The sequence below is a fragment of the Pseudomonas glycinis genome, assembly GCF_054871425.1.
This window is the reverse complement of record NZ_JBTYHF010000003.1, coordinates 513,979-540,928: the sequence shown is the minus strand read 5'-3', so window position 1 is coordinate 540,928 and position 26,950 is coordinate 513,979. Positions and strand designations below refer to the sequence as shown.

Annotated in this window: 23 protein-coding genes; 9 read left to right on the top strand and 14 right to left on the bottom strand. The window is 60.5% G+C overall.

Features of this window, described 5'->3' with window-relative positions:
• Positions 1-375 precede the first annotated feature (375 nt).
• Positions 376-2,337 (top strand): choline transporter BetT, encoded by a 1,962-nt coding sequence (gene betT / locus ACYSTU_RS10030; protein ID WP_160768576.1) that lies wholly within the window; start codon positions 376-378, stop codon positions 2,335-2,337.
• 213 nt (positions 2,338-2,550) lie between these two features.
• On the opposite strand, the gene ACYSTU_RS10025 is transcribed toward betT, so the two are convergent.
• Positions 2,551-3,588 (bottom strand): LacI family DNA-binding transcriptional regulator, encoded by a 1,038-nt coding sequence (locus tag ACYSTU_RS10025; RefSeq protein WP_016772195.1) that lies wholly within the window; start codon positions 3,586-3,588, stop codon positions 2,551-2,553.
• A gap of 203 nt (positions 3,589-3,791) precedes the next feature.
• On the opposite strand from ACYSTU_RS10025, the gene ACYSTU_RS10020 reads away from it, so the two are divergent.
• The 3 genes from ACYSTU_RS10020 to mgrA all read left to right on the top strand — a co-directional run bounded on the left by ACYSTU_RS10020 (position 3,792) and on the right by mgrA (position 8,569).
• Entirely contained in the window at positions 3,792-6,017 is a 2,226-nt protein-coding gene (locus ACYSTU_RS10020) for a TonB-dependent receptor (protein WP_110602213.1), read from the top strand.
• Position 6,018: 1 nt separating this feature from the next.
• Complete coding sequence (locus tag ACYSTU_RS10015; protein WP_498997894.1) at positions 6,019-7,338, top strand: LLM class flavin-dependent oxidoreductase; 1,320 nt, start codon at positions 6,019-6,021, stop codon at positions 7,336-7,338.
• Positions 7,339-7,531: 193 nt separating this feature from the next.
• On the top strand, positions 7,532-8,569 hold the full coding sequence (gene mgrA / locus ACYSTU_RS10010) for an L-glyceraldehyde 3-phosphate reductase (RefSeq protein WP_016772192.1): 1,038 nt from the start codon (positions 7,532-7,534) through the stop codon (positions 8,567-8,569).
• 130 nt (positions 8,570-8,699) lie between these two features.
• Here mgrA and tauD read toward each other — a convergent pair whose 3' ends face one another.
• The 7 genes from tauD to ACYSTU_RS09975 form a co-directional block, all read right to left on the bottom strand.
• Entirely contained in the window at positions 8,700-9,542 is an 843-nt protein-coding gene (gene tauD / locus ACYSTU_RS10005; RefSeq protein WP_498997887.1) for a taurine dioxygenase, read from the bottom strand.
• Positions 9,543-9,686: 144 nt separating this feature from the next.
• Entirely contained in the window at positions 9,687-10,520 is an 834-nt protein-coding gene (gene tauC / locus ACYSTU_RS10000) for a taurine ABC transporter permease TauC (RefSeq protein WP_136492445.1), read from the bottom strand.
• Positions 10,517-11,311, bottom strand: coding sequence for a taurine ABC transporter ATP-binding subunit (tauB, locus tag ACYSTU_RS09995; RefSeq protein WP_110602205.1), 795 nt, complete (start codon positions 11,309-11,311; stop codon positions 10,517-10,519). Before tauB ends, tauC begins: the two co-directional genes overlap by 4 nt.
• Before the next feature lie 15 nt (positions 11,312-11,326).
• Complete coding sequence (gene tauA / locus ACYSTU_RS09990) at positions 11,327-12,304, bottom strand: taurine ABC transporter substrate-binding protein (protein ID WP_076565061.1); 978 nt, start codon at positions 12,302-12,304, stop codon at positions 11,327-11,329.
• Positions 12,305-12,633: 329 nt separating this feature from the next.
• Complete coding sequence (gshA, locus tag ACYSTU_RS09985) at positions 12,634-14,217, bottom strand: glutamate--cysteine ligase (protein WP_498997879.1); 1,584 nt, start codon at positions 14,215-14,217, stop codon at positions 12,634-12,636.
• Positions 14,218-14,521: 304 nt separating this feature from the next.
• Positions 14,522-14,905 (bottom strand): PaaI family thioesterase, encoded by a 384-nt coding sequence (locus tag ACYSTU_RS09980; protein WP_016772188.1) that lies wholly within the window; start codon positions 14,903-14,905, stop codon positions 14,522-14,524.
• Complete coding sequence (locus ACYSTU_RS09975) at positions 14,905-17,229, bottom strand: Tex family protein (protein WP_498997875.1); 2,325 nt, start codon at positions 17,227-17,229, stop codon at positions 14,905-14,907. The genes ACYSTU_RS09980 and ACYSTU_RS09975 overlap by 1 nt, the downstream gene beginning before the upstream one ends.
• Positions 17,230-17,587: 358 nt before the next feature.
• On the opposite strand from ACYSTU_RS09975, the gene ompR reads away from it, so the two are divergent.
• Together ompR and ACYSTU_RS09965 are read left to right on the top strand one after the other, a co-directional pair.
• Positions 17,588-18,328, top strand: a complete 741-nt coding sequence (gene ompR / locus ACYSTU_RS09970) for an osmolarity response regulator transcription factor OmpR (protein WP_016772186.1) — start codon at positions 17,588-17,590, stop codon at positions 18,326-18,328.
• A gap of 114 nt (positions 18,329-18,442) precedes the next feature.
• Complete coding sequence (locus ACYSTU_RS09965; protein WP_016770645.1) at positions 18,443-19,756, top strand: ATP-binding protein; 1,314 nt, start codon at positions 18,443-18,445, stop codon at positions 19,754-19,756.
• Between the two features lie 113 nt (positions 19,757-19,869).
• Here ACYSTU_RS09965 and rimK read toward each other — a convergent pair whose 3' ends face one another.
• Genes rimK through rimA form a run of 3 tightly spaced genes read right to left on the bottom strand, consistent with a single transcriptional unit; the run spans position 19,870 to position 22,047 of the window.
• Entirely contained in the window at positions 19,870-20,775 is a 906-nt protein-coding gene (rimK, locus tag ACYSTU_RS09960) for a 30S ribosomal protein S6--L-glutamate ligase (RefSeq protein ID WP_024011184.1), read from the bottom strand.
• Positions 20,772-21,251, bottom strand: coding sequence for a retropepsin-like aspartic endopeptidase RimB (rimB, locus tag ACYSTU_RS09955; RefSeq protein ID WP_016772184.1), 480 nt, complete (start codon positions 21,249-21,251; stop codon positions 20,772-20,774). Before rimB ends, rimK begins: the two co-directional genes overlap by 4 nt.
• Before the next feature lie 16 nt (positions 21,252-21,267).
• Positions 21,268-22,047 carry a S6 modification regulatory phosphodiesterase RimA gene (gene rimA / locus ACYSTU_RS09950; protein ID WP_016772183.1) on the bottom strand — a complete coding sequence of 260 codons (780 nt, stop codon included), beginning with the start codon at positions 22,045-22,047 and terminating at the stop codon, positions 21,268-21,270.
• 116 nt (positions 22,048-22,163) lie between these two features.
• Between rimA and ACYSTU_RS09945 the strand changes: the two genes are divergently transcribed.
• Complete coding sequence (locus ACYSTU_RS09945) at positions 22,164-22,571, top strand: RNA-binding S4 domain-containing protein (RefSeq protein WP_016772182.1); 408 nt, start codon at positions 22,164-22,166, stop codon at positions 22,569-22,571.
• A gap of 97 nt (positions 22,572-22,668) precedes the next feature.
• On the opposite strand, the gene ACYSTU_RS09940 is transcribed toward ACYSTU_RS09945, so the two are convergent.
• A complete protein-coding gene (locus ACYSTU_RS09940) occupies positions 22,669-23,469 on the bottom strand; it encodes a phosphatase PAP2 family protein (RefSeq protein WP_016772181.1) in 801 nt (266 codons plus the stop codon).
• 107 nt (positions 23,470-23,576) lie between these two features.
• On the opposite strand from ACYSTU_RS09940, the gene hslO reads away from it, so the two are divergent.
• Positions 23,577-24,479, top strand: a complete 903-nt coding sequence (hslO, locus tag ACYSTU_RS09935; RefSeq protein ID WP_122698815.1) for an Hsp33 family molecular chaperone HslO — start codon at positions 23,577-23,579, stop codon at positions 24,477-24,479.
• Between the two features lie 181 nt (positions 24,480-24,660).
• Positions 24,661-26,202, top strand: coding sequence for a phosphoenolpyruvate carboxykinase (locus ACYSTU_RS09930; protein WP_016772179.1), 1,542 nt, complete (start codon positions 24,661-24,663; stop codon positions 26,200-26,202).
• Between the two features lie 107 nt (positions 26,203-26,309).
• Here the strand turns inward: ACYSTU_RS09930 and nadS are convergent, their stop codons facing one another.
• The gene (nadS, locus tag ACYSTU_RS09925; RefSeq protein ID WP_016772178.1) at positions 26,310-26,597 is read right to left on the bottom strand and encodes a NadS family protein; all 288 of its coding nucleotides are present in this window, start codon (positions 26,595-26,597) and stop codon (positions 26,310-26,312) included.
• Positions 26,598-26,599: 2 nt separating this feature from the next.
• Entirely contained in the window at positions 26,600-26,914 is a 315-nt protein-coding gene (locus ACYSTU_RS09920) for a type II toxin-antitoxin system RelE/ParE family toxin (protein ID WP_016772177.1), read from the bottom strand.
• Between the last annotated feature and the right edge of the window lie 36 nt (positions 26,915-26,950).

The following is a 26,950-nucleotide window of genomic DNA, read 5'->3' as shown; positions in this document are numbered from 1 at the left end:
TCGGGCCTCTTCGCGAGCAGGCTCGCTCCCACATTGGAATGCGTTTCAGATGTGGGAGCGAGCCTGCTCGCGAGATTTCCAGGCCGGATCAAGGTAGTGGCCTTAAGCCAATTCATCAGTGAACGAATCTCTCCAAACCCGCGTCATACCCCTCTTTGGGCGCTGTAGGAAACCTACCGCCCAGCCCTGCGATTAGTCCTTACCACCCCATTCATGTTTAACTTGAACGTTCATTCAAGTTAAACCGGTGGTTCGCTGCCCGCTCACAACAGGAGGCTTGCCTTTGCTGAGTCCGATCATTTCAGCCACGTTTCAACCCTTCGAGGTGCACGTTTCATGAGTGCATCGTCTACCCCCGCCAGCGGTCTGGTACGCATGAATCCGCCGGTGTTCTACTTCGCCGCGACGGTCATTCTGCTGTTTGGTCTTGTCGTCATCGCCATCCCTGAGCAGGCCGGCGCCTGGTTGCTGGAAGCGCAAAACTGGGCGGCCAACACGGTCGGCTGGTACTACATGCTCGCGATGACCCTGTATCTGGTCTTCGTGGTGGTCACCGCCTTATCCGGCTACGGCAAGATAAAACTCGGTGCCGACCACGACGAGCCCGAATTCAGTTACCTGTCCTGGGCCGGCATGCTGTTCGCCGCCGGGATCAGCATCACGCTGTTTTTCTTCTGCGTTTCCGAACCGCTGACCCACATGCTGCAGCCGCCGCAAGGCGAGGCCGGCACGGCGGACGCGGCGCGCCAGGCCATGCAGATTCTGTTTCTGCACTGGGGCCTGCATGGTTGGGGCGTGTTCGCCTTCGTCGGCATGGCACTGGCCTATTTCGCTTATCGGCACAATCTGCCGCTGGCCCTGCGTTCGGCGCTGTATCCGCTGATCGGCAAACGCATCAACGGCCCGATCGGCTATGCGGTGGACGGCTTCGGCATCATCGCCACGGTGTTCGGTCTTGGTGCCGACATGGGCTTCGGCGTGTTGCACCTCAACTCGGGCCTGGATTATCTGTTCGGCATCGCCCACACCCAGTGGATTCAGGTCGGCCTGATCACGCTGATGATGGGCGCGGCGATCATCGTTGCGGTCTCCGGTGTCGATAAAGGCGTGCGGGTGATGTCCGACATCAACATGCTGCTGGCCTGCGGGCTGCTGCTGTTCGTGTTGTTTGCCGGGCCGACACAGCACCTGCTCAACACGCTGATCCAGAACGTCGGCGACTACCTCGGCGCCCTGCCGATGAAGAGTTTCGACCTCTACGCCTACGACAAACCGAGCGACTGGCTGGGTGGCTGGACAGTGTTCTACTGGGCCTGGTGGATTGCATGGTCGCCGTTCGTGGGCCTGTTCATCGCGCGGATCTCCCGTGGCCGCACCATCCGTGAATTCGTCTTCGGCGTGCTGTTGATCCCGCTCGGTTTCACCCTGGCGTGGATGTCGATCTTCGGCAACAGCGCCTTGGACCAGGTGCTCAATCACGGCATGAGTGCGCTGGGCATGTCGGCCATCGACAATCCGTCGATGAGCATTTATCTGCTGCTGGAAACCTACCCATGGAGCAAGACCGTCATCGCCGTGACGGTGTTCATCAGCTTCGTGTTCTTCGTGACGTCTGCGGACTCTGGCACCGTGGTGCTCTCGACCCTGTCGGCGAAGGGCGGCAACCCGGATGAAGACGGGCCGAAATGGCTGCGGGTGTTCTGGGGCGCGATGACCGCGCTGATCACCAGTGCGCTGCTGTTCTCCGGCAGCATCGATGCGCTGAAGTCGGCGGTGGTGCTGACCTCGTTGCCGTTCTCGTTGATTCTGCTGCTGATGATGTGGGGCCTGCACAAGGCGTTCTATCTGGAGTCGCAGAAGCAGATCGCGCAGCTGCATTCGCTGGCGCCGGTCTCCGGTTCGCGGCGTGGCACCGGCGGCTGGCGGCAGCGCCTGAGTCAGGCCGTGCACTTCCCGTCCCGCGACGAGGTGTACCGCTTCATGGAAAGCACAGTGCGCCCGGCAATCGAGGAAGTGACCGCCGTGTTCGTCGAAAAAGGTCTGCACGTCGTCACTCAGCCGGATCCGGCGCATGACAACGTCAGCCTGGAAATCGGTCATGGCGAGCAGCATCCGTTCATCTATCAGGTGCAGATGCGCGGCTACTTCACGCCATCGTTCGCGCGCGGCGGCATGGGTTCCAAGCAACTCAACAATCGCCGCTACTACCGCGCCGAAGTGCACTTGAGCGAGGGCAGTCAGGACTACGATCTGGTCGGCTACACCAAAGAACAGATCATCAACGACATCCTCGACCAGTACGAACGGCACATGCAGTTCCTGCATCTGGTGCGTTGATCCAACGGCTGAGCGCCGAGAGTTTTTTACGCCTCGGCGCTCAGCACTATGAACAGCACCACCGCCGCCACCGGGGCAAGCCCGCTCCCACAGGGTTTTGCGCCGTTCACAGATTTTGTATCCAACACTGAAACCTGTGGGAGCGGGCTTGCCCGCGAAGGGGCCACCTCGGTATGACCTAGAGCATAGCCAATCCAGCCCCCGCCATATTCATCAGATGCTTTCGCGCTCGATCACTTGGCATCGCAGCAGATTCAGCCGCTGCACTTTGTCGCTCGGCAACACGCCAAGGCTTTCCAGCACGCGTGTCGCGGCGAGTACACCGATCTCCAGTGCCGGTGGTTTGATCGTGCTCAGACTGGGCAATAACATCTCGGCAAACGGGTAATCGCCGAAGCCGAGCACGGCGCAGTCTGCGGGGATTTTGATACCCGCGCGCTGTCCGGCGAGGAGACCTCCGGCGGCGAGGTTGTCGTTGGCGAAGATGATCGCGTCGGGGCGTGGTGAGGCGTTCATCAGGGCGTCCATCGCTTGCTTGCCGGCTTCGAACGGCGCGCGGTCGGCGTCCGGGGCGAAAATCCATGGCTCACGTCCTGCTTCACGCACAGTGGCGGCATAACCATCGCGGCGCTCCAGTGCACTGAAGTCGCCCGGCGCACTGTTCTGTACGAAAGCAATGCGTTGGTAGCCTTTCTTGAGCAAATGCCTTGCTGCCGTCACGCCCACTTCGAAGTGCGAAAAGCCAATCTGCATGGGCTCGCGCTCCGGCTGGTAATCCCAGGTTTCGATGACCGGAATATCGGCCTCGGCGAGCATCTTCTCGGTGCCTTCGCTATGGAAGTGGCTGGTCAGCACCAGGGCTGCCGGCGACCAGCCGAGAAAGGCGCGCACGGCATTTTCTTCCTGCTCGATATCGAAATAACTCGACGCCAGCAACAGTTGATAACCGTGACGACTGAGGGTATCGCTGAAGCCCTGGATCGTGTTGGCGAAGATCGGCCCGGAGATGTTCGGAATGACCATGCCGACGATTTTCCCCCGCGCCGAGGCCAGACCACCCGCGACCAGATTAGGCACATAACCGAGCTCGGCGACCACCGCCGCAATGCGCTCGCGCCGCTCAGGCGAAACCTGCTCGGGCTGATTGAAATACCGCGACACGGTAATCGCCGACACCCCGGCTGCACGCGCCACGGCGTTCAGCGTCACACGTCCGGCGCCCCGGCGTTTACGCGGCTTTTCAACGTTCAAGACTCGATCCTTTCTAAAAACCAAATCGCATATAAAAGTAATTTTTCAGTATTGGACGCTCTATAGCCAGATCGCCAATATTCGCGATGTTAGCGCTAACAATGCGTGTTGTCTGCTACTCGCTCGAGCGAATGCCCACGACAGATTCAGGCGCTGTCGTCACAGAACGGCAGCGGTTCAGGGCCATTTTCGAGCGAACATCTATGCGTAATTTTCTTGGGGCATTACACACACTGACGCAGTCGATTCGCGCGGCGGGCTGGATTTTTACCGGGCTGGCGGCGCTGCCGCTGCCCACGGCGTTTGCCGCTGACAGCAGCGATCAGGAACCGACGCTGAAATCCGTCACGGTGACCGCGACTCGCCGCGAAGAGTCACTGCAAAAAGTACCGGTGGCGGTTTCCGTGCTCGACGGCGAACAGCTCGAACGCGACAACCGCAACGGCGTGGCGAGCATCGTTCAGCAAGTGCCGTCGCTGAATTTCCGCACCGGCGCCTCGAACAAGGACACCTCGTTATTCGTGCGCGGCGTCGGCACCATTTCCACCTCGCCCGGCGTCGAGCCGACCGTCGCCACGGTCATCGACGGCGTGGTGTATGCGCGTCCCGGCCAGGCCACGCTGGATCTGCTCGATCTGGAGCGCGTCGAAGTGCTGCGCGGCCCGCAAGGCACGCTGTTCGGCAAGAACGCCTCGGCCGGTGTACTCAACATCACCAGCAAAGCACCGACCGTCGAGACCCACGGCTATATCGATCAGGCGTTCTATAGCGGCAACGAAAGCCGCAGCCGTTTCGGCCTTGGCGGCAGTCTGATTCCGGACACGCTGAAGGGCTCGATCAGCACGCTGTTCGGCAGTTACGACGGCAATGTCGACAACCAGCACAACGGCCACGAGGTCAACGGTTACAACCATCGCGGCGTGCGCGGCAAACTCGAATTCACTCCGAATGACGACATCACCTTCACCCTGATCGCTGACTACATGCAGTCCCACGACGACGCGCCCAATGGCGTCGTCAGCCAAGCGTTGACGCCGGCCTTCGGCAACGCGCTGAGTCCGGTGAATGCGACCAGCCACAATCGCGACATCAACACCGACACCCGCTCTCACATCGAGGACATCAACAAAGGCCTGTCCGGCCAGCTCGACTGGCAACTGGGTGATTTCACGCTGACGTCGATCACCGCGTGGCGCGGCTGGGACAACACCCAGTATCAAGATGGTGATCGCCTCGGCACCGTGACGGCGGCGTTCCCCGGCACCGCCGACAAGGGCGATCTGGCCTTCGACCAGTATTCGCAAGAGCTGCGGCTGGCCTCACCGAAGGGCGAGTTTCTCGAGTACGTCGGCGGCCTGTTCTACATGCACGGCAAGGACGACGAGACCTATCAGCGCACCCTCACGACCACCACACGCACCGACCGTGGCGTTGCCGATTACAGCACCACCAGCGACAGCTACGCGGTGTTTGGTGAGAGCACGCTGAACTTCACTTCGCACTTTCGCGGCATCGCCGGCCTGCGCTACACCCACGATGATCTGGAATACGATCACCGTCGCGTTTCAACATCAGCAACCACCGTCAGCGGCATTCAACCGGCGGCCAGCAGCTCAGGTTCGGTGGACGAAGATGGCTGGTCCGGTCGCCTCGGTTTGCAGTACGACCTGAGCGATACCGTCACCACGTACCTGACCTATTCGCGCGGTTACAAAGGCCCGGCGTACAACGTGTTTTTCAATATGCAGCCGCGCGACACCGAAGCGCTGAAACCGGAGACCTCCAACACCTGGGAAGCGGGGATCAAAGCCACCTCCTGGAACAACCGCCTGACCACCAACCTGGCGATCTTCCACAGCGAGTACGACAACTATCAGGCGAACTTTTTCGACACCGTCGCCGGGCAAGTGGTGACGCGTTTGATCAACGCCGGCAGCGTCACCAGCGAAGGCGTCGAACTGGATTACGCCCTGCAGGCCACCCAGCAATTGAAGTTCTCCGGCGCACTGGCCTACACCCGCGCACGCATCGACGAATTCGCTTGCCCGGCCGGCGCGGCGGCGTCGTGCAACGTCAACGGCAAACCGTTGCCATTCAGCCCGGCCTGGAAAAGCTACGTGCGCGCTGACTACACAATTCCGCTGGACAACGGTCTCGATATCGAACTGGGCACCGACTACAGCTGGCAAAGCGAAGTGCAGTACGACATCAGCCAGAACCCAGATACCAAACAGGGCGCTTTCGGGCTGTGGAACGCCAGCGTCGCCCTGGCCGATTACAGCAATGGCTGGCGCGTCGCGCTGCTCGGCAAGAATCTCGCCGACAAGTCCTATTCGCCGTTGCTGGCCAGTGGCGGTAGCTACATCTATCGCGCCGTGCCTCGCGATGACGAGCGCTACTTCGGCGTGCAATTGCGCAAGGATTTCTGAGATGAGCAGACAGATGAAACTCGGTGCATTTCTCATGGCCACCGGGCATCACGTGGCGGCGTGGCGGCACCCCGATGTGCCTGCGGATGCGGGGCTGGATTTCGCCCACTACAAACGTCTGGCGCAGATCGCCGAAGCGGCAAAGTTCGATGCGCTGTTTGTCGCCGACAGCGTCGCCGCACCGACCGAAGATATCGCCAGCCGCATGGCGCGCTCCGATCACTTCGAGCCGCTGACCTTGCTCTCGGCACTGAGCGCGGTGACCGAGCACATCGGCCTGATCGCCACGGCCACCACCAGTTACAACGAGCCGTACCACGTGGCGCGCAAGTTCGCCTCGCTCGATCACTTATCGGGCGGACGGGCCGGGTGGAATCTGGTGACTTCGGACAACGCCGCCGAGGCGCTTAATTTCGGCCGCGACGCACACATCGGCCATGCCGAACGCTACAGCCGCGCCCGTGAATTTCATCAGGTGGTCACCGGGCTCTGGGACAGTTGGGAAGACGATGCCTTCCACCGCGACAAGGCCAGCGGCGCCTATTACCACCCGCACAAGCTGCATGTGCTCGATCATGTCGGTGAACATTTCCGTGTCAAAGGCCCGCTGAACGTCGCGCGCTCGCCGCAGGGGCAACCGGTGATCGTCCAGGCCGGTTCTTCCGAAGCCGGGCGCGAACTGGCGGCGCAAACGGCGGAATTGGTGTTCACCGCGCAGACATCGCTGGCCGCCGCACAGTCGTTTTACGCTGATATCAAGGGACGCTTGGCCAAGTTCGGGCGCAGCACCGATTCGCTGAAAATCATGCCCGGTGTGTTCGTGGTGGTCGCTGCTACCGAGGCTGAAGCGCAGGAAAAGTGTGAAACGTTTCAGCAATTGGTCGAACCCGAGGTGGGCGTCGCGCTGCTTGGGCGTATGCTGGGCAACTTCGATTTATCGAAGTACCCGCTGGACGGGCCGCTGCCGCCATTGCCGCTGACTGACAGCGGTCAGCAGAGCCGACAGAAATTGCTGACCGAGCTGGCCGGGCGGGAGAACCTGACCCTCGCCGAGCTTGGTCGCAGGATCGCTGGCGGGCGGGGGCATCACAGCCTGGTCGGCACGCCGGCACAGATTGCCGATTGCCTGCAGGAGTGGTTCGAGCAAGGCGCGGCGGACGGCTTCAATGTGCTGGTGCCGCACCTGCCGGGTGGGCTCGAAGATTTCGCCAACGGCGTAGTGCCGGAACTGCAACGGCGTGGCTTGTTCAGAACCGAGTATGAAGGGCGCACGTTGCGGCAGAACCTGGGGCTCGCCCGACCTGTAAACCGCTTCGCATGATTGATGGGGCCTTTGTGGTGAGGGGATTCATCCCCGTTCGGCTGCGAAGCAGTCGTAAAACCAGCGCACTCGGTACACCTGATTCACCTAGGTTTCAGGTTTTGGGGCGGCTTTGCCACCCATCGGGGATAAATCCCCTCGCCACAAAGGTGTCCGGTTTCTGATGACTAAAAGACAGACAAGAGAGGATTCGATGACATACACCGCTGCCGAAAACCGCTATGACTCCATCCCTTACCGCCGCGTCGGTCGCAGCGGTCTGGTGCTGCCGGCATTGTCGCTGGGCCTGTGGCACAACTTTGGCGACAGCACGCCGATCGAGACCCAGCGTGCCTTGCTGCGTACCGCGTTCGATCTGGGCATCAACCATTTCGATCTGGCCAACAACTACGGCCCGCCGTATGGCAGTGCCGAGATCAATTTCGGTCGCCTGCTGCGCGAAGACTTCAAGCAGTATCGCGACGAACTGATCATTTCCAGCAAGGCTGGCTGGGACATGTGGCCCGGCCCGTACGGTCAGGGCGGCGGCTCGCGCAAATACGTGCTGGCCAGCCTCGACCAGAGCCTGCAACGTCTTGGTCTCGACTACGTGGACATCTTTTATTCGCACCGCTTCGACCCGGACACTCCGCTGGAGGAAACCGCCAGCGCCCTCGCCACCGCCGTGCAGCAGGGCAAGGCGCTGTACATCGGTATCTCGTCTTACTCAGGCGTGAAAACCCGCGAGATGGCCGCGCTGCTGAAAGAGTGGAAAGTGCCGCTGCTGATTCATCAACCGGCGTACAACCTGCTCAATCGCTGGGTGGAAAAGGATCTGCTCGATACCACCGATGAACTCGGCACGGGCGTCATCGCCTTCACGCCGCTGGCGCAGGGTTTGCTCACCGACAAATACCTCAACGGCGTGCCGGCCGATGCGCGAGTCAATCGTCCCGGCGGCGGCTCGTTGCAGGCTTCGCACTTGTCCGAGGCCAACATCGCTCACGTGCGAGCGTTGAACGAGATCGCCCAGCGTCGCGGCCAGAGTCTGGCGCAACTGGCCCTGGCGTGGACACTGCGTGATCCACGAGTGACCTCGGCACTGATCGGCGCGAGCCGGCCGGAGCAGATCATCGAGAACGTCGGCGCGCTGAAGAATCTGAATTTCAGTGCTGAAGAGCTGGCGGAGATTGATCGGTTTGCCCAGGAGGGCGGGATCAATCTGTGGGAGAAGCCTTCGACGGCCGAATAAGCCGCTTAGAGGATCGTTCCCACGCTCTGCGTGGGAATGCCGCCCGGGACGCTCCGCGTCCCATCTAAAGCCGAACGCGGAGCGTCCGTTGATGCATTCCCACGCGGAGCGAGGGAACGATCATCAGCGATCACTTGAAGAACGGCACATCCCCCAACACCGTCGCCCGCTGCATCACCCGCCGCGCCGGTCGGTAATCGTCCACCGCGTAATGCTGGGTCACGCGGTTGTCCCAGAAGGCAATATCGTCTTTCTGCCAGCGCCAGCGAATGGTGAATTCCGGTCGCGTCGCATGGGCGAACAGAAACTTCAGAATCGCCTCGCTTTCGTTTTCCGACAGCTCGTTTATCTTAGAGGTAAACCCTTCATTGACGAACAGTGAGCGCCGGCCGCTCACCGGGTGCGTACGGATCACCGGGTGCGACAGCGGTGGATTCTTGCGCCGTGCTTCTTCCCACTGCGCCAGCGCTTCAGGCGTGTTGCCGTAGCGCTCGAGCGGAAACGAACGAGTGAAATCGTGGGTGGCGGTCAGACCTTCGAGCAGGGTTTTCATCGGCGCCGACAACGCTTCATATGCCGCGATCCCGCTGGCCCACAACGTGTCGCCACCGAACTCCGGCAGCAACTTGGCGCTGAGCACTGCGCCCATCGCCGGCGTCGGCAGGAAGGTCACGTCGGTGTGCCAGATCGCGTTATCGCGCACGTCGGTGACGGCGGTATCAAGAATCAGCACTTCCGGTTGTTCCGGCACGTTCGGGTAAATCGGATGAATGTGCAGGTCGCCGAAATAATGCGCGAAACGTGCCTGCTGTGCCGGCTCGATCGGCTGATTGCGGAAGAACAGCACCTGATACTTGAGCAGCGCCTGCTCGATGGCGTCGCGGTGTGCCAGGCTCAGCGGCTGGCTGATGTCGACGCCGCTGATCTGCGCACCGAGGGCCGAGCTTAACGGGGTGATGTTGAGGGTGCTCATGGTCGTTCTCTTCGAATTCGGAGTGTCATGCTTTTGTGGGAGCGAGCCTGCTCGCGAATGCAGAGTGTCAGGCGACAGTGCAGTGACTGATCTGACGCTTTCGCGAGCAGGCTCGCTCCCACAGGGGAATTTTCACAAGGCGATTTAGTGCGCCTGGCCGTGCCACGGCACCAGTCTGCGCTGCAATGCGCGCAGGCCCATTTCCATGGCGAAGGCGATCAGGGCGATGACCAGAATTCCCAGCACCACGACATCTGTGACCAGGAATTGCGCAGCAGACTGCACCATGAAGCCCAGGCCACTGGTGGCCGCGATCAGTTCAGCGGCGACCAGCGTCGACCAGCCAACCCCCAGGCCAATGCGCACGCCGGTGAGAATGTCCGGCAGGGCGCTGGGCAGAATCACGTGGCGAATCAGCTGCACGCGCGTCGCGCCCAACGACTGCGCCGCGCGCAGTTTTGCCGGGTCGACGGTACGCACGCCAGTCGCGGTGGCGATGGCAATCGGCGCAAAAATCGCCAGATAGATCAGCAGCACTTTCGACAACTCGCCGATGCCGCACCAGATCACGATCAGCGGCAGATAGGCCAGCGGCGGGATCGGGCGGTAGAACTCGATCAGCGGATCGAGCACACCGCGGGCAATGCGGTTGGCACCGATGGCAATGCCCACCGGCACGGCGGTCAGAATCGCAAAAGCGAGACCCAGGCCGATGCGGCTCAGGCTCGCGCCGAGGTGCTGCCACAGCGTCGAATCCATGTATCCGGAAGTCGCCAATAGCCAGCCTTTTTGCAGCACGGCAGAGGGCGGTGGCAGAAACAGCGGTTCGATCATCCCGGTCGCGGTCACCGCCCACCAGATCGCCAACAGGCCGAACAGGGTCAGCAGGCTGATCCAGCGAGTGCTGAGGCTGCGGCGCACCGGGATGCTCACCGAACGTGTTTTCACCGCCGCAGCGGAAACGTCGTAACTGCTCATGCGCGCTCCTGCCGGGGTACGGCGCTGCGTTGCGAGAAGACTTTGCTCAGCACGTGCTCGCGGGTTTCGATAAAACGCGGATCGGATTTGATCGCACGGGCCGACTCGCCAGCGGCATAACGCTGACCGAAATCCAATTGCAGACGCTCGACGATCTGCCCCGGATTCGGCGCCAGCAGAATCAGGTCCGTGGCGAGGAACACCGCTTCTTCAATATCGTGGGTAATCAGGAAAACCGGCTTGGCCGTGCGTTGCCAGACTTGCAGCAACAGCTCCTGCATCTGCTCGCGAGTGAATGCATCAAGCGCACCGAACGGCTCGTCCATCAGCAACACGCGCGGGTCGGCGGCGAGGGCGCGGGCGAGGCCGACGCGTTGTTTCTGGCCGCCGGACAATTGCCAGATGCGCCGCTCTTCGAAGCCGGCGAGATCGACCAGCGCGAGCATTTCCCGGGCGCGCTGTTCGCGTTTGTCCTTGCCGACACCGGCCAGTTCAAGGCCGAAGGCGACGTTGGCCAAGACGTCCTGCCAGGGCAGCAAGGCGTCGTCCTGAAACACCACGCCACGTTCGGCGCTCGGGCCTTTGACTGGCACGCCGTCAAGGGTGATGCGTCCTGAACTCGGTTCGACGAAACCGGCAATCAGGTTCAACAGCGAAGTCTTGCCACTGCCGGACGGGCCGAGGGCGACCAGCAATTGCTGCGGCCCCAGGGTCAGAGAAATATCCGCCAGCACCGGCTCCGGGCTGCCCGGGTACTGTGCGCTGATGCGCTCCAGCTGTAGCAAGGCCATCGCTGTATCTCCCGATCAGTTGGTGATGTATTTGGCGCTGACGTAAGGCGCGTAGTCCGGCAGGACGGCTTCGACCTTGCCTTGCTCCTTGAGGAACGCGGCAGTGTCAGTGATGGCTTTGGTGGTCGGCGCGCCGAGATCACTGACCTGATCCGCCGCCAGCGGGTAGACGTTGCCCTGCAGCAGCAATGGGATGTCGCTGGCCTTGGCGCCGGATAGTTTGACCAGTTTGTCGACGTTGCTCTGGTTGGCCAGCCAGGCCTGCGGATCCTTGCGGTAATCGGCATAGGCGTCGAGGGTGACCTTGGCGAACGCGGTGACGATTTCCGGGTGCTTCTCGGCGAAGTCCTTGCGCACGATCCACGCATCGAAGGTTGGCGCGCCGAACTTGGCCAGCTCGCCGGAGGTGATCAGCACTTTGCCGTTTTCCTTGGCCACGCCCAGTGCCGGATCCCACACGTAAGTGGCGTCGATATCGCCGCGTTTCCACGCCGCGATGATCGCTGGCGGCGCGAGGTTGAGCACGGTGACTTTCGACGGGTCGATGTTCCAGTGCTTGAGCGCGGCGAGCAGGCTGTAGTGCCCGGTGGACACGAACGGCACGGCGATTTTCTTGCCGATCAGATCCTGCGGAGTCTTGATGCCGGAGCCGTCGCGCGCGACCAGTGCTTCAGCGGCGCCGATCTGCGTGGCAATCAGGAAGGTTTCGACCGGCACTTTGCGGGTGATCGCGGCGGTCAACGGACTCGAACCGAGGTAGCCGATCTGCACATCGCCGGACGCGATGGCGGCGATGATATCGGCGCCGTTATCGAACTTGCGCCAGCTGATATCGGCCTTGGTAGCTTTCTCGTAGGCGCCGTCGGCCTGCGCGACTTTGGCCGGGTCGACGGTGGTCTGGTAGGCGACGGTGAGATCGGCCGCCTGGGCCAGGAAGCTTGCAGCGGCCAGCGAGGCGGCGGCGAGCAGGCGAAGCGGGAAATTCAGTTTCAATTGAGAGCTCCAGATCAGGCGACCGAATGTCGGCATGAGTGGAGACTAAATGATCTAAGAATCGCGAAATAAATAACGTTTTCGAATGAGCTTATGAGCGGAAAAATCTAAGGATAGGAGAGGGTGTGGGGATTTCGGATGATTCGTTCGACGTCAGAACTTTGCCCCCTCACCCCAGCCCTCTCCCCCAAGGGGGCGAGGGGGAAAGGGAGTTGATCTTCATGCTTTTCAAGGCCTGAGTTCGGCCCGGTATTTCAGGTCGGTGTAGCTCGCAAGAACAACGCGGTCAGTCCCCTCTCCCTTTGGGAGAGGGTTAGGGTGAGGGGCTTTTAATTGCTGATGGCGAGAATACTCGCCTGATACGCGCCGACAAACACATCGAAATCGCCGACTTCGTTCTGCTCAAGCTCGGTCTGCTGCGCCAGCGACGCGCGCGCCAGTTCTTCAAACCTCGCTTGCTCGTCAGCTGCCAACGGCTCGCTGCGAAAGAACTCGGCATGGGCCTGGCTCTGGCGCAGGGAGAATTGGGCAAAGCTTTCCTTGTGCTCAGCCATGGCCGCCAGTACCTGCGCCGATGGCGTCAGGGACGGGTCGTTGACCTTGGCCAGTTGCGCATCCAGCGCCTTGCTGTGGGCATCGCCGCCGACGCTCTGATCGAGCATCGCCGCCAGCGGAGCAATCTGTTCCAGCAGTTCAGCGGCCCATTGCTTCATTTCGACCGACTCACCATCACGCTGCAATTGCAGGCCCGGACGGCGACCTTCCTTGACCACGCTGAGGAAGTTCGAGGTGGCGTTGCCGCACGAAGTGTTGGTCAGCAGCGGGCTGTCGTTCAGCGCGCAGTACAGCAGGAAGGCGTCGATGAAGCGCGATTCGGTGAGGTCGATGCCCATCGGCAGGAACGGGTTGATGTCCAGGCAGCGCACTTCGACGTACTGGATGCCGCGCGCCATCAACGCCTGGATCGGCCGCTCGCCGGTGTAGGTCACGCGTTTCGGGCGGATGTTGGAGTAGTACTCGTTTTCGATCTGCAGGATGTTGGTATTGAGCTGCACCCACTCGCCATCCTTGTGCGTGCCGACTTCCACGTACGGCGCGTAGGGCGTGGCCACCGCTTCGCGCAGGCTGTCGGTGTAGCTCGCCAGATCGTTGTAGCACGGTGTCAGGCCGGCCTGGGCGTTGCTCTGATAACCGAGATCGCTCATGCGCAGGCTGGTGGCGTACGGCAGATAGAGGGTGTCCGGATCGAGCTGTTCGAGCTGATGCGAACGCCCGCGCAAGAAACCGGCGTCCAGCGCCGGCGAGGCACCGAACAGGTACATCAGCAGCCAGCTGTAGCGACGGAAATTGCGAATCAGCGCGATGTAGGACACCGACTGGAAATCGCGATCGGTGCCGACGAAACCTTCGGCCTCGCGCAGCAATGGCCAGAGTTGTTCCGGCAGGGAAAAGTTGTAGTGAATCCCGGCAATGCACTGCATGGTCTTGCCGTAACGCAGGGCCAGGCCCTTGCGATAGACGTATTTGAGCTGACCGATGTTGGAGGTGCCGTAGTAGGCAATCGGGATGTCTTCCTCGGCCGGCAACGGGCACGGCATCGATGGACTCCACAGGTACTCGTTGCCGAGTTTGCTGTAGGCAAAACGATGAATCTTGTCCAGGCTCGCCAGCGTGTCGGCAGGATCCGGCAGGGCGGGCGTGATGAATTCCAGCAGCGACTCGGAGTAGTCGGTGGTGATCTGTTCGTTGGTCAGCGCGGAACCCAGGGCTTCGGGGTGCGGCGTTTGCGCCAGGCGACCTTCACTGGTCACACGCAGGCATTCACGTTCGATACCGTGCAGGCACTGCTTGAGCAGAGAGAGGTTAGCGCGCTCGCCAAGCAGAGCCAGGCGGCGGTTGAGAAGTTCGCTCAATTTGGATTCCTTCACGCGTCAGTCGCCCCAATATGGGGGTGGGCAGGACGGTCTACAAGGGTGAAGTTGAAACTGGCGTTATCGCCTGGTTTTTCGGGCCTGTCAGCCCCCGTTGAATCGCCAACTTCATTCCCTGAATCTGGCGGATGCACGCGAACTGTGGGAGCGAGCTTGCTCGCGAAGGCGGAGTGTCAGGCGACTTGAGGCTGACTGAAATGCCCTCTTCGCGAGCAAGCTCGCTCCCACAGAAAAGCTCGACGCTGCGATCACAGCGCCGAAATTAACTCAAAATGATGAGCAACATCTACAGGACAGCGAAGGTGCCTTGCGCTTTTGCGACCAGTTTGTCGCCCTGCACCACCTCGGCTTCGACCACCAGCGTGCGCCGGCCCGGGTGGATCACCCGCGCCGTGCACAGCACCTCGCCATCGGAAACGGCGCGGATGTAGTTGATCTTGCACTCGATGGTCGCGCTCTGCTGATCGAAGCCATGGCTGCTGGAACAAGCCAGGCCCATGGCGATGTCGACCAGACTGAACAGCGCGCCACCGTGCAGCTTGCCGCCACGGTTGCGCAGTTCGGGCTCAAGCGCCAGGGCGACTTGCGCCACCCCGGTTTCGAGACTGTGCAGGCGACAGCCCAACAGCTTGAAAAACGCGCTCTCGACGAGCCCGGCCGGCATGTCCATCAGCGTTTCTTCAACTGCTTGGCGTTGGCGAACAGCGAGGCCATCGCATTGTTCACCGGCGCGGCGGTGACGGTTTCCTTGCGTGGCGCATTGTTCGACGGCTGGCGTTGTGCCGAGCCCGGACGCGAGCCACGGGCGCCATCGATTTTCTCGCCCGGGGTGTCGCTCATGCGCATCGACAGGCCGACGCGTTTGCGCGGGATATCGACTTCCATGACCTTCACTTTCACCACGTCACCGGCCTTGACCGCTTCGCGCGGGTCCTTGATGAACTTCTCCGACAGCGCCGAGATGTGCACCAGACCATCCTGATGCACGCCGATGTCGACGAATGCACCGAACGCGGTCACGTTGGTCACCACGCCTTCGAGGATCATCCCCAGTTGCAGATCCTTGAGGTCTTCGACGCCTTCCTGGAACTCGGCGGTCTTGAACTCCGGACGTGGGTCGCGACCGGGTTTTTCCAGTTCTTGCAGGATGTCGGTGACGGTCGGCAGACCGAAGGTTTCGTCGGTGAATTTCTTCGGATCCAGACGCTTGAGGAACGCGGCATCGCCGATCAGCGAGCGAATGTCGCGGTCGGTTTCAGCGGCAATGCGCTGCACCAGCGGATAGGCTTCCGGGTGAACCGCCGACGAATCCAGCGGATTGTCGCCGTTCATCACGCGCAAGAAACCGGCGGCCTGTTCGAATGTTTTTTCGCCCAGACGCGCGACTTTCTTCAGCGCTGCACGAGTCTTGAACGCGCCGTGTTCGTCACGGTGAGCAACGATGTTCTGCGCCAGCGTTGCATTGAGGCCGGAAATCCGCGCCAGCAATGCCACGGAGGCAGTGTTCACATCCACGCCCACGGCGTTCACGCAGTCCTCGACCACGGCATCCAGACCGCGCGCCAGTTTCAGCTGCGAGACGTCGTGCTGGTACTGGCCGACACCGATGGATTTCGGATCGATTTTCACCAGTTCGGCCAGCGGATCCTGTAAGCGACGGGCGATCGATACGGCGCCACGGATCGACACGTCCAGATCCGGGAATTCCTTGGCCGCCAGTTCCGAGGCCGAGTACACCGAGGCGCCGGCTTCGGACACCATGACCTTGGTCATTTTCATCGCTGGATATTTTTTGATCAGTTCGATCGCCAGCTTGTCGGTCTCACGGCTGGCAGTACCGTTGCCGATGGCGATCAGATCCACCGAGTGCTTGGCGCACAGCGCGGCCAAGATGGCGATGGTCTGATCCCACTTGTTGTGTGGCACGTGCGGGTAAACCGTGGCGTGGTCGAGCAGCTTGCCGGTGGAGTCGACCACGGCAACCTTGCAGCCGGTACGCAGGCCCGGGTCGAGGCCCAGGGTCGCGCGCGGGCCGGCCGGAGCGGCCAACAGCAGGTCGTGCAGGTTGTGCGCGAACACGTTGATCGCTTCGGTTTCGGCACCGTCGCGCAACTCGCCCAGCAGGTCGGTTTCCAGGTGGGTGTAGAGCTTGACCTTCCAGGTCCAGCGCACCACTTCACCGAGCCATTTGTCCGCCGGGCGGTTCTGGTTCTGGATGCCGAACTGCTGAGCGATCATGCCTTCGCACGGGTGCATGGTGCCGGGCAGCTCATCGCCGACTTTCAGCGCGGAGCTGAGAATGCCTTCGTTGCGGCCACGGAAAATGGCGAGGGCGCGGTGCGAGGGCATGCTTTTCAGCGGCTCGTCGTGTTCGAAATAATCACGGAACTTGGCGCCTTCCTCTTCCTTGCCAGCGATGACGCGGGCACTGAGGATCGCTTCCTGTTTGAGGAAATTGCGCAGCTTTTCCAGCAGGCTGGCGTCTTCGGCGAAGCGCTCCATGAGGATGTACTTGGCGCCTTCCAGCGCAGCCTTGACGTCGGCCACGCCTTTTTCGGCGTCGACGAAGCGCGCGGCTTCGGTTTCCGGCGACAGGTTCGGGTCGTTGAACAAGCCGTCGGCCAGTTCGCCGAGGCCGGCTTCGAGGGCGATCTGGCCCTTGGTGCGGCGCTTCTGCTTGTACGGCAGGTACAAGTCTTCGAGACGGGTTTTGGTGTCGGCGAGCTTGATGTCGCGCTCAAGGGCAGGGGTGAGTTTGCCTTGCTCCTCGATGCTGGCGAGGATGCTGATGCGCCGTTCGTCGAGTTCTCGCAGGTAGCGCAGGCGCTCTTCCAGATGACGCAACTGGGTGTCATCGAGGCTGCCGGTGACTTCTTTCCGGTAACGGGCGATAAAGGGAACGGTAGAACCTTCATCGAGTAGCGCGACGGCCGCTTCGACCTGTTGTGGGCGTACGCCGAGTTCCTCGGCGATGCGGCTGTTGATGCTGTCCATAAAACCACCTGACATAGTATGAAAGCAGGCTCGCAGGCACGCAGATAATGGCCTGGAGGCTGATTGAGCGGCTGGAAAATTGCCGCTGCCTGGATCAAGAAGCTGCCCATTGACCCGTGAAATCGAACAGTTACTGCACAGGGCCGGAAAAAATACCGGCCACTTACGGTAACGATTCAGACGTTGCCTGGCGCAAAACGCCGCGCATTATAACCAGCGTTCTGTCATTCGGGGGCGTTGCAGGCTGTAGGCATAAACCCCGGTTTTCTGGCAGTGAAGGAAAAATCTGCTAACAATGCACACGGTGCGTATAACGACAGCTACGCCATAATGCGCGCCGAGCTAAAAGGAGCATCCAATGAGCAGCACTGCACAAACGGCTGAAGGCGAAAAAATTCTTATCGTTGATGACGATCCGGGGCTGAGCAGCCTGCTGGAGCGTTTCTTCGTCAGCAAGGGCTACCGTGCCCGTACCGTTCCGAACACCGAGCAGATGGACCGTCTGCTGGCGCGTGAAGTGTTCAATCTGGTCGTTCTCGACCTGATGCTGCCGGGCGAAGACGGCCTGACCGCGTGCCGCCGCCTGCGCAGCGCGAACAACCAGATTCCGATCATCATGCTCACCGCCAAGGGCGATGAGCTGAGCCGTATCAAGGGCCTTGAACTGGGCGCCGACGATTACCTGGCCAAGCCGTTCAACCCCGACGAGCTGATGGCGCGGGTCAAAGCGGTATTGCGCCGTCAGGCCGCACCGGTGCCGGGCGCGCCGGGCAGTGAAGACGAAAACGTCACCTTTGGTGATTACGTGTTGTCGCTGGCGACCCGCGAGCTCAAGCGTGGCGATGAAGTGCACATGCTCACCACCGGTGAGTTCGCGGTACTCAAGGCGCTGGTGATGAACGCGCGTCAGCCGCTGACCCGCGACAAGCTGATGAACCTCGCCCGTGGCCGTGAATGGGATGCGCTGGAGCGTTCCATCGACGTGCAGATCTCGCGTCTGCGCCGGATGATCGAACCCGATCCGTCGAAACCGCGCTACATCCAGACTGTCTGGGGCGTGGGTTACGTGTTCGTACCGGATGGCACCGCCACCAAGTGATCGGTGATTTGTAGGAGCGGGTCTGCAAGGCTCTGGCCGCACGGCCATTGCCACAGACTCGCAATCCGCAATATGCGAGCATTGCTCGCTCCTGCAAGTGTGTAGCGGTTAAAGATGAAAACCCCCGTCTGGTTCCCCCAAAGTTTTTTCTCCCGCACCCTCTGGCTGGTGCTGATCGTCGTGCTGTTTTCCAAGGCGCTGACCCTGGTTTATCTGTTGATGAACGAGGACGTGCTGGTGGATCGCCAATACAGCCATGGCGTCGCTCTGACGCTGCGCGCCTATTGGGCCGCCGATGAGGAAAACCGCGCAAAAATTGCCGATGCCGCGACCCTGATTCGTGTGGTCGGCGCCGGTGTGCCGGAAGGTGAACAGCACTGGCCGTACAGCGAAATCTACCAACGTCAGATGCAGGCGGAACTGGGTGCCGACACCGAGGTGCGTTTGCGCATGCACTCGCCACCGGCGCTGTGGGTGAGGGCACCGAGCCTGGGCGATGGCTGGCTGAAAGTGCCGCTGTATCCACATCCGCTGCGCGGCCAGAAAATCTGGAACGTGCTCGGCTGGTTCCTCGCCATCGGCCTGTTGTCGACGGCGTCGGCATGGATTTTCGTCAGCCAGCTCAACCAGCCGTTGAAGCGCCTGGTGTATGCCGCGCGGCAACTCGGCCAGGGCCGCAGCGTACGTCTGCCGATCAGTGATACGCCGAGCGAAATGACCGAGGTTTATCGCGCCTTCAACCAGATGGCCGAGGACGTCGAACAGGCCGGGCGTGAGCGCGAGCTGATGCTGGCCGGGGTTTCTCACGACTTGCGTACACCGCTGACGCGCTTGCGCCTGTCGCTGGAACTGATGGGCGATCACACCGACCTCACCGACGACATGGTCCGCGACATCGAAGACATGGACGCGATTCTCGACCAGTTCCTCGCGTTCATTCGCGATGGTCGTGATGAGTCAGTGGAGGAGGTGGACCTCAGCGATCTGGTGCGCGAAGTCGCCGCGCCGTACAACCAGAACGAAGAGAAAGTGCGCCTGCGCCTGGAACCGATCCAGCCGTTTCCGCTGCGTCGCGTGTCGATGAAACGCCTGCTCAACAACCTGATCGGCAATGCCTTGAACCATGCCGGTACCGGCGTTGAAGTAGCGGCGTATGTATCGGGAGATACCAGCGCGCCGTATGTGGTGCTGAGTGTGATGGACCGTGGCGCGGGAATTGATCCGTCCGAGCTTGAGGCAATCTTCAACCCCTTTACCCGAGGTGATCGGGCTCGCGGTGGCAAAGGTACCGGGCTGGGGCTGGCGATAGTGAAAAGGATTGCGGCGATGCATGGCGGCAATGTCGAATTGCGCAACCGGTCCGGGGGTGGACTGGAGGCGCGGGTGAGATTGCCGTTGGGATTGATGTTGCCCCGAGATGCAGTCTAGAAGCAGCTGCAAGCTACAAGCTACAAGCTACAAGCTACAAGCTACAAGCTACAAGCTACAAGCAAGAGCGCTTTTCACTTGCCGCTTGAGGCTTGCCGCTAGCAGCTGCTTCTCTAGCCCTTGCCCTTGGTGCGGGTCATATTCGGCCCGCCATTCTTTTCCAGGTGCTCGATGATGATCCCGGCGACATTCTTGCCCGTAGTGGTCTCGATGCCTTCCAGTCCCGGCGACGAGTTCACTTCCATCACCAGCGGTCCGTGATTCGAGCGCAGGATATCCACACCTGCCACCGCCAGCCCCATGACCTTGGCCGCGCGCAATGCGGTCATGCGTTCTTCCGGAGTGATCTTGATCAGGCTGGCGCTGCCGCCGCGATGCAGGTTGGAGCGAAACTCGCCCGGTTTGGCCTGGCGCTTCATTGCCGCGATCACCTTGTCGCCGACCACAAAGCAGCGGATATCCGCACCGCCGGCTTCCTTGATGTATTCCTGAACCATGATGTTCTGCTTCAGGCCCATGAACGCTTCGATCACAGACTCTGCCGCCGTCGCGGTTTCGCACAGCACCACGCCGATGCCCTGAGTGCCTTCGAGCACCTTGATCACCAGCGGTGCGCCGTTGACCATGGCGATCAGATCGGGGATGTCGTCCGGCGAGTGGGCAAAACCGGTGACCGGCAGACCGATTCCGCGTCGCGACAGCAGCTGCAGTGAACGCAATTTGTCCCGCGAGCGGGCGATGGCCACCGACTCGTTGAGTGGGAACACGCCCATCATTTCGAACTGACGCAATACCGCGCAACCATAGAACGTCACCGACGCGCCGATCCGCGGGATCACCGCGTCGAAACCTTCCAGCGGTTTGCCGCGGTAATGGATCTGCGGCTTGTGGCTGGCAATGTTCATGTAGGCGCGCAAGGTGTCGATCACCACCATTTCATGCCCGCGCTCGATTCCGGCTTCGACCAGACGGCGGGTGGAATACAGACGCGGATTACGCGACAGCACAGCGATCTTCATGCAACACCTGTGGAGGAGGTAGATACCGGGAACACCGGCTTGTCTTGTACATACTTGATGCCCGGATTGACCACCAACTGGCCATCGATCAGGGCTTTGGAACCGAGCAACAGGCGATAGCGCATGGACTTGCGGCAGGCCAGGGTGAACTCTACCGGCCAGACCCGATCGCCGAGGGCCAGCGTGGTGCTGATCACATAGCGCACTTGCGCATGGCCGTTGGAGCTCTTGATGGTTTTGCGCGTGACCAGCGGTGCTTCACAGCGCCGGTGACGCAACTGCACCACCGTGCCGAGGTGCGCGGTGAAGCGCACCCATTTCTCGCCGTCACGTTCGAACGGTTCGATATCGGTGGCGTGCAGGCTGGAGGTGCTGGCGCCGGTGTCGATTTTTGCGCGCAGGCCAGCGACTCCCAGGCCCGGGAGCGCCACCCACTCGCGCAGACCGACAACGGTCAAATGATCAAATGTCTTCAAAGAAAAAAACCAAGGGTTAACGCTTCCAGGCCTCATCCGGCACCTGGGCCAACGCTTTGAATGCGGGTCTGGCGAACCAGTAGCCCTGCATCAGAAATATTCCACAGTCCGCGAGGAAATCCCGTTCCCCGGCGCTTTCTATGCCTTCGGCAATGACTGTAACGTCCAACTCCGCACACATTGTGACAATCCCCCGCACGATCACCTGACGGACACGGTCCTGGTCAACGTCGCGGATCAGCGCCATGTCGAGTTTGATCAGGTCCGGTTGGAAATCAGCCAGCAGATTGAGCCCCGAATAACCGGCACCGAAATCGTCGATGGCGGTCTTGAAGCCGAATTCGCGGTATTCACGCAGAATATTGGTCAAATGGCGATAATTATCTACGTGCTCGATTTCCAGGGTTTCGAAAATCAGTCGGTCGATCGGAAAGTTGTGTTTGCGTGCGGCCTCCAGTGTGCTGCGAATGCATAGCTCTGGACGGTAGACGGCGTTGGGCAAAAAGTTGATCGACAAGTGTGTCTGCATATTAAGGCTCGCCGCGCCTTCGATAGCGCGGGTCCGGCAGAGCTGGTCGAAACGGTAGCGGTTATCTTCTGTAACCTGATTTAACACCGACAGTGCACCTTCCCCGGCCACGCCTCGCACCAGCGCCTCGTGGGCGAATACCGACTGGTCGCGCAGGTCGACGATCGGCTGGTAGGCGAAGGCAAAATCGAAGTCCAGCGGTTCGCTCTGCTGGCAGCCCTGGCAACCGCCCTTGGTTGAGGTCAACGAAGTTGGAAATTTAGTCACGCGATCACTCCAGGCCGGTCAGGCGGCGAAGATCACAGTCTATCTGGAGGGCCGAGTTCTTGCGCCCGACAGAAACGGTAGTACAGTTCCGACTACTGGCTGAGCGAGGAATTCATATGGGACAGAAGCAGGAGGAGGACGACAAGGTCCGTCTCGATAAATGGCTATGGGCAGCGCGTTTCTACAAGACCCGTGCATTGGCCAAAGCCGCCATTGAAAGTGGCAAGGTGCATTGCCGTGGCGAGCGCTGCAAACCGGGCAAGGAGCCGCGCATCGGTGATGAGTTCGAGATTCGTACCGGCTTCGAAGTGCGCACGGTGAGGGTCGAGGCATTGTCGATCGTGCGTCGTGGCGCACCCGAGGCGCAGACCTTGTATGCCGAGACCGAGGCGAGTGTTGCCAAGCGTGAAGCGGCTGCGGCAATGCGCAAGGCAGGGTCGTTGGGCGTGAGCACCGATGGCAAGCCGAGCAAGAAACAGCGGCGTGATCTGTTCAAGTTTCGCGGTAGCAGCAACGAAGATTGAAACGTTGTGCCGGCCTCTTCGCGAGCAGGCTCGCTGCCACATTCGATCGAGTCGTCTGTGGCAGCGAGCCTGCTCGCGAATCGAGTACGACGCGGTATCAGGCGCTACGCACCACACTCATCCGCGACACCATCGGCAGCTTGCCCAGCAACGCGAAAACCGGCGCGGTCAGCTTCAACCAGAAGTTCGCCGCGTGATAGGCAAACGGTGTGTAGTAACCCCAGCCCAACGCCCACACCGCCAGCAGCACGCCGCCGATGTAGTCGTCCTGACCCCAATGCGCGCCGGCCACCAGACGCGGCAGCATGAACAACACGGCCAGACCCCATACTGTTAGAAATTGTCCGACGGTGCGGCTGAACACGCCCATGAACAATGCCCAGATCAACAGCACTGAGGCATGATCACCGGGAAAACTCTGGCCGGAACGGTCCTTCAGCTCCCAGGTTTTTTCCAGATGCGGAAAGTAATCGCTGATGTGCACGGCGCCCTCAAGCACCATTGACGGGCTGCTGTGCTGCCAGCCCATGTGATCGGCGAATTTGGAAAACAGCGCGCGGATCACCACCATCAGCAGCAGGATAGAGAAAAAACCGAAGAACGCGCGACGCACGTCGATCGCCCTGAAGACCCAGTCGCCCTTGATCAGCAGCGTCAGCAGAATCAGTCCGACGACGATGTCGAACGGGCGCAGACTTGCAATTGCCCAGATGTGGAGCCATATCGGGTTGCTGGCCAGCGGTGCATTCAGCGAGCGGAACAGCCACTCGTCGAAAATCACACACAGCATCTGGCCGGTAGGCCATAACCAGAAAGCCAGCAGCGCCAACGGCACTACGTTACACAGAACCAGCCGGCCGAGGTTCCACCTTGATTGGAACAAACCCGGATTGTTCATAAAATGCCTCCCATGGCGAAAAAGCGCCGGCACCAAAAAAAGTGCCAGCAAGCGCAAATTTTCACGTTTTGTAATCATTTTGTCATCACATTCAGATACCCAGACCTATGACCGACCTAGCGGATACCGATTTCACTCAACGCTTCATCTTCGATGACAGCGACACTCGCGGCGAACTGGTAGCGCTGGAGCGCAGCTACGCTGAAGTCCTCGCCAAACACCCGTACCCGGAACCTGTCGCGCAGTTGCTCGGCGAACTGATGGCGGCCGCGTCGTTGCTGGTCGGCACGCTCAAGTTCGATGGCTTGCTGATTTTGCAGGCACGCTCGGAAGGGCCGATTCCGCTGCTGATGATCGAGTGCTCCAGCGAGCGTGAGATCCGTGGTCTGGCGCGTTACAACGCCGAGCAGATCGCCGCAGACGCCACCCTCAGCGATCTCATGCCGAACGGCGTTCTGGCCCTCACCGTCGACCCGACTGTCGGCCAGCGTTATCAGGGCATTGTCGATCTCGACGGCGAAACCCTGTCGGATTGCTTCACCAACTACTTCGTCATGTCGCAGCAGGTTGGCACGCGCTTCAAGCTGTTCGCCGACGGTCGTCGTGCCCGCGGCATGCTGCTGCAACAACTCCCCGCCGATCGCTTGAAAGACGAAGAGGATCGCGCCGCCAGCTGGCAGCACCTCACCGCGTTGGCCAGCACTCTGAGCGCCGATGAGCTGCTGAGCCTGGACAACGAAACCGTCCTGCATCGTCTGTACCATGAAGAACAGGTGCGCCTGTTCGATGTGCAGCATTTGCGCTTCAGTTGCAGTTGCTCGCGGGAACGCTCCGGCAATGCGCTGGTCAGTCTTGGGCTGGAAGATGCGCTGGCGCTGGCCGCCGAGCAAGGCGGCAAAGTCGAGATCGATTGCCAATTCTGCAATCAGCAGTACCTGTTCGACGCGGCCGATATTGCTCAATTGTTCGCTGGCGCGGGCGTCGATACGCCGTCAGATACCCGTCACTAAAACGGTTCAGCGCAGGTAAATTCACTGCGTAATGACGGAATATCGCCGTTACGACGGGAGGACCCTACTCTTTTTGGGCTTTTCTGGCATAATCCGGCCCACTTTTTTCGCGGTAGTAGTGCACGACTTTCTACTACAAAACGTTTGGAGCACACTCGGCCACTGGCCGACGGGGAACCTCATGACGCAAGCCAATAACGCCGTGTACACCGATCTGAGTGTTGATGATCTGGTAAAAGAAGCCCTGAATCGCGGTGAAGGCGAGCTTGCCGATACCGGCGCTCTGGTTGTTCGCACCGGTCACCGCACCGGCCGCTCGCCAGTCGACCGTTTCATCGTTGAAGAGCCTTCCACCCAGGCTGCTATCGCCTGGGGCCCGATCAACCGCAAGTTCCCGGCCGACAAGTTCGATGCCCTGTGGGCTCGCGTCGAGGCCTTCAACAACGCGCAAGAGCACTTCGTTTCCCACGTGCATGTAGGCGCGGCGGAAGATCACTACCTGGCCGTGAAAATGACCACGCAGACTGCCTGGCAGAACCTGTTCGGTCGTTGCCTGTTCATCAACCCGGCCCAGTACAACCCGGCTGGCCGTGAAGAATGGCAAGTGCTCAACGTCGCCAACTTCGAGTGCGTGCCTGAGCGTGACGGCACCAACTCCGATGGTTGCGTGATCATCAACTTCGCGCAGAAGAAAGTGCTGATCGCCGGCATGCGTTACGCCGGCGAGATGAAGAAAGCCATGTTCTCGGTGCAGAACTTCCTGCTGCCGGCCGCTGACGTGCTGCCAATGCACTGTGCTGCCAACATCGGCGAAGACGGCGACGTGACCCTGTTCTTCGGTCTGTCGGGCACCGGTAAAACCACCCTGTCGGCCGACGAAAGCCGTTACCTGATCGGTGACGACGAACACGGCTGGGGCGAAGGCGTGGTGTTCAACATCGAAGGCGGTTGCTACGCCAAGTGCATCGACCTCTCCGAGAAGAACGAGCCGGTCATCTGGAAAGCCATCAAGCACGGTGCAGTGCTGGAGAACGTCGTTATCGACGACGCCAAGCACGCCGACTACGCCGATGTCAGCCTGACCCAGAACAGCCGCGCCGCCTACCCGCTGGAGCACGTTGCCAAGCGTTCCGAGAAGAACCTGGGTGGCGAGCCAAACGCGGTGATCTTCCTGACCTGCGACCTGACCGGCGTACTGCCGCCAGTGTCGATCCTCAACGAAGAACAAGCGGCCTACCACTTCCTTTCCGGCTACACCGCACTGGTGGGCTCGACTGAAATGGGTTCGGGCAGCGGCATCAAGTCGACCTTCTCCACCTGCTTCGGCGCACCGTTCTTCCCGCGTCCGGCTGGCGAATACGCCGAACTGCTGATCAAGCGCATCCGCGGCTTCGGCTCCAAGGTCTACCTGGTCAACACCGGTTGGACCGGCGGCGGCTACGGCGTCGGCCAACGCTTCAACATCCCGACCACCCGCGCGGTGATCGCAGCGATCCAGAGCGGCGCACTGATCGGTGCCGCCACCGAGCACCTGGACACCATCAACCTCGACGTGCCTCTGGCCGTACCAGGCGTCGACACCAACCTGCTCAACCCACGCAACACCTGGGCTGACAAGGCTGCGTACGACGAGGCGGCGAAAGCATTGGCCGGTCTGTTCATCGAGAACTTCAAGAAGTTCGAAGTGAGCGACGCGATCAAGGCGGCTGGGCCGAAGTTGTAAGCAGTAGTTTGCAGTGAATAAAAAACCGCCCTTTGGGGCGGTTTTTTATTTCCGATCTGAAATGCAGCTTGGTTGGACTCAAAGACGTGGCTTGCCCTGGCTATGTGTCAATCAGCCAGTGCACTCAGCACATGGACAGGATCGTTATGAATGGCCTTGAGTAGTGCTTTGGCCGGCCCAGTCGGCTGACGACGACCTTGCTCCCAATTGCGTAACGTTCCCAATTGGACATCAATCAAGGCTGCGAACTTTGCCTGCGTCATTCCCGTCGCTTTGCGAATCTGTTTAACCTGTAATGCATCCACATAGAATTCGCGGGACGGCTTTTTTTCACCCCGAAGAATCTCATCCATTTCCTGCACGCTTTCCATCAGCTCATCAAAAAACTTGCTCATGGTTACCTCCAGTTTCCAATCAGGGCCTTCAGTGCTTTCCGTTCGTCATGGGTAAGATCCTGCTGCTCGTTTTTTGGATAAATCATCAACAACGCGATCTGTGATGCTGAAACGAAGTGGTAGTAGATAACCCGTGCGCCACCCCGTTTGCCATGGCCTTTGGAGGCGACTCGTGCTTTACGCACCCCGCCGGTTCCTTCGATTACATCGCCAATAGACGGGTTTGCGACCAACTGCTTTTGAAAGGTGGCGTAGGCATCGTCGTCCAGTAACTCTCTTACTCGGCGGGTGAAGACTGAAGTCTCAATAAAAATCATGGTCAATGTACGCCAGTGACTTACTTTCAGGCAATG

Bases quoted from the DNA above. Each gene is read 5' to 3' on its own strand.
- betT (WP_160768576.1), top strand. From the start codon at position 376: ATGAATCCGCCGGTGTTCTACTTCGCCGCGACGGTCATTCTGCTGTTT.
- ACYSTU_RS10020 (WP_110602213.1), top strand. From the start codon at position 3,792: ATGCGTAATTTTCTTGGGGCATTACACACACTGACGCAGTCGATTCGC.
- ACYSTU_RS10015 (WP_498997894.1), top strand. From the start codon at position 6,019: ATGAGCAGACAGATGAAACTCGGTGCATTTCTCATGGCCACCGGGCAT.
- mgrA (WP_016772192.1), top strand. From the start codon at position 7,532: ATGACATACACCGCTGCCGAAAACCGCTATGACTCCATCCCTTACCGC.
- tauD (WP_498997887.1), bottom strand. From the start codon at position 9,542: ATGAGCACCCTCAACATCACCCCGTTAAGCTCGGCCCTCGGTGCGCAG.
- tauC (WP_136492445.1), bottom strand. From the start codon at position 10,520: ATGAGCAGTTACGACGTTTCCGCTGCGGCGGTGAAAACACGTTCGGTG.
- tauB (WP_110602205.1), bottom strand. From the start codon at position 11,311: ATGGCCTTGCTACAGCTGGAGCGCATCAGCGCACAGTACCCGGGCAGC.
- ACYSTU_RS09980 (WP_016772188.1), bottom strand. From the start codon at position 14,905: ATGGACATGCCGGCCGGGCTCGTCGAGAGCGCGTTTTTCAAGCTGTTG.
- ACYSTU_RS09975 (WP_498997875.1), bottom strand. From the start codon at position 17,229: ATGGACAGCATCAACAGCCGCATCGCCGAGGAACTCGGCGTACGCCCA.
- ompR (WP_016772186.1), top strand. From the start codon at position 17,588: ATGAGCAGCACTGCACAAACGGCTGAAGGCGAAAAAATTCTTATCGTT.
- ACYSTU_RS09965 (WP_016770645.1), top strand. From the start codon at position 18,443: ATGAAAACCCCCGTCTGGTTCCCCCAAAGTTTTTTCTCCCGCACCCTC.
- rimK (WP_024011184.1), bottom strand. From the start codon at position 20,775: ATGAAGATCGCTGTGCTGTCGCGTAATCCGCGTCTGTATTCCACCCGC.
- ACYSTU_RS09945 (WP_016772182.1), top strand. From the start codon at position 22,164: ATGGGACAGAAGCAGGAGGAGGACGACAAGGTCCGTCTCGATAAATGG.
- ACYSTU_RS09940 (WP_016772181.1), bottom strand. From the start codon at position 23,469: ATGAACAATCCGGGTTTGTTCCAATCAAGGTGGAACCTCGGCCGGCTG.
- hslO (WP_122698815.1), top strand. From the start codon at position 23,577: ATGACCGACCTAGCGGATACCGATTTCACTCAACGCTTCATCTTCGAT.
- ACYSTU_RS09930 (WP_016772179.1), top strand. From the start codon at position 24,661: ATGACGCAAGCCAATAACGCCGTGTACACCGATCTGAGTGTTGATGAT.
- nadS (WP_016772178.1), bottom strand. From the start codon at position 26,597: ATGAGCAAGTTTTTTGATGAGCTGATGGAAAGCGTGCAGGAAATGGAT.
- ACYSTU_RS09920 (WP_016772177.1), bottom strand. From the start codon at position 26,914: ATGATTTTTATTGAGACTTCAGTCTTCACCCGCCGAGTAAGAGAGTTA.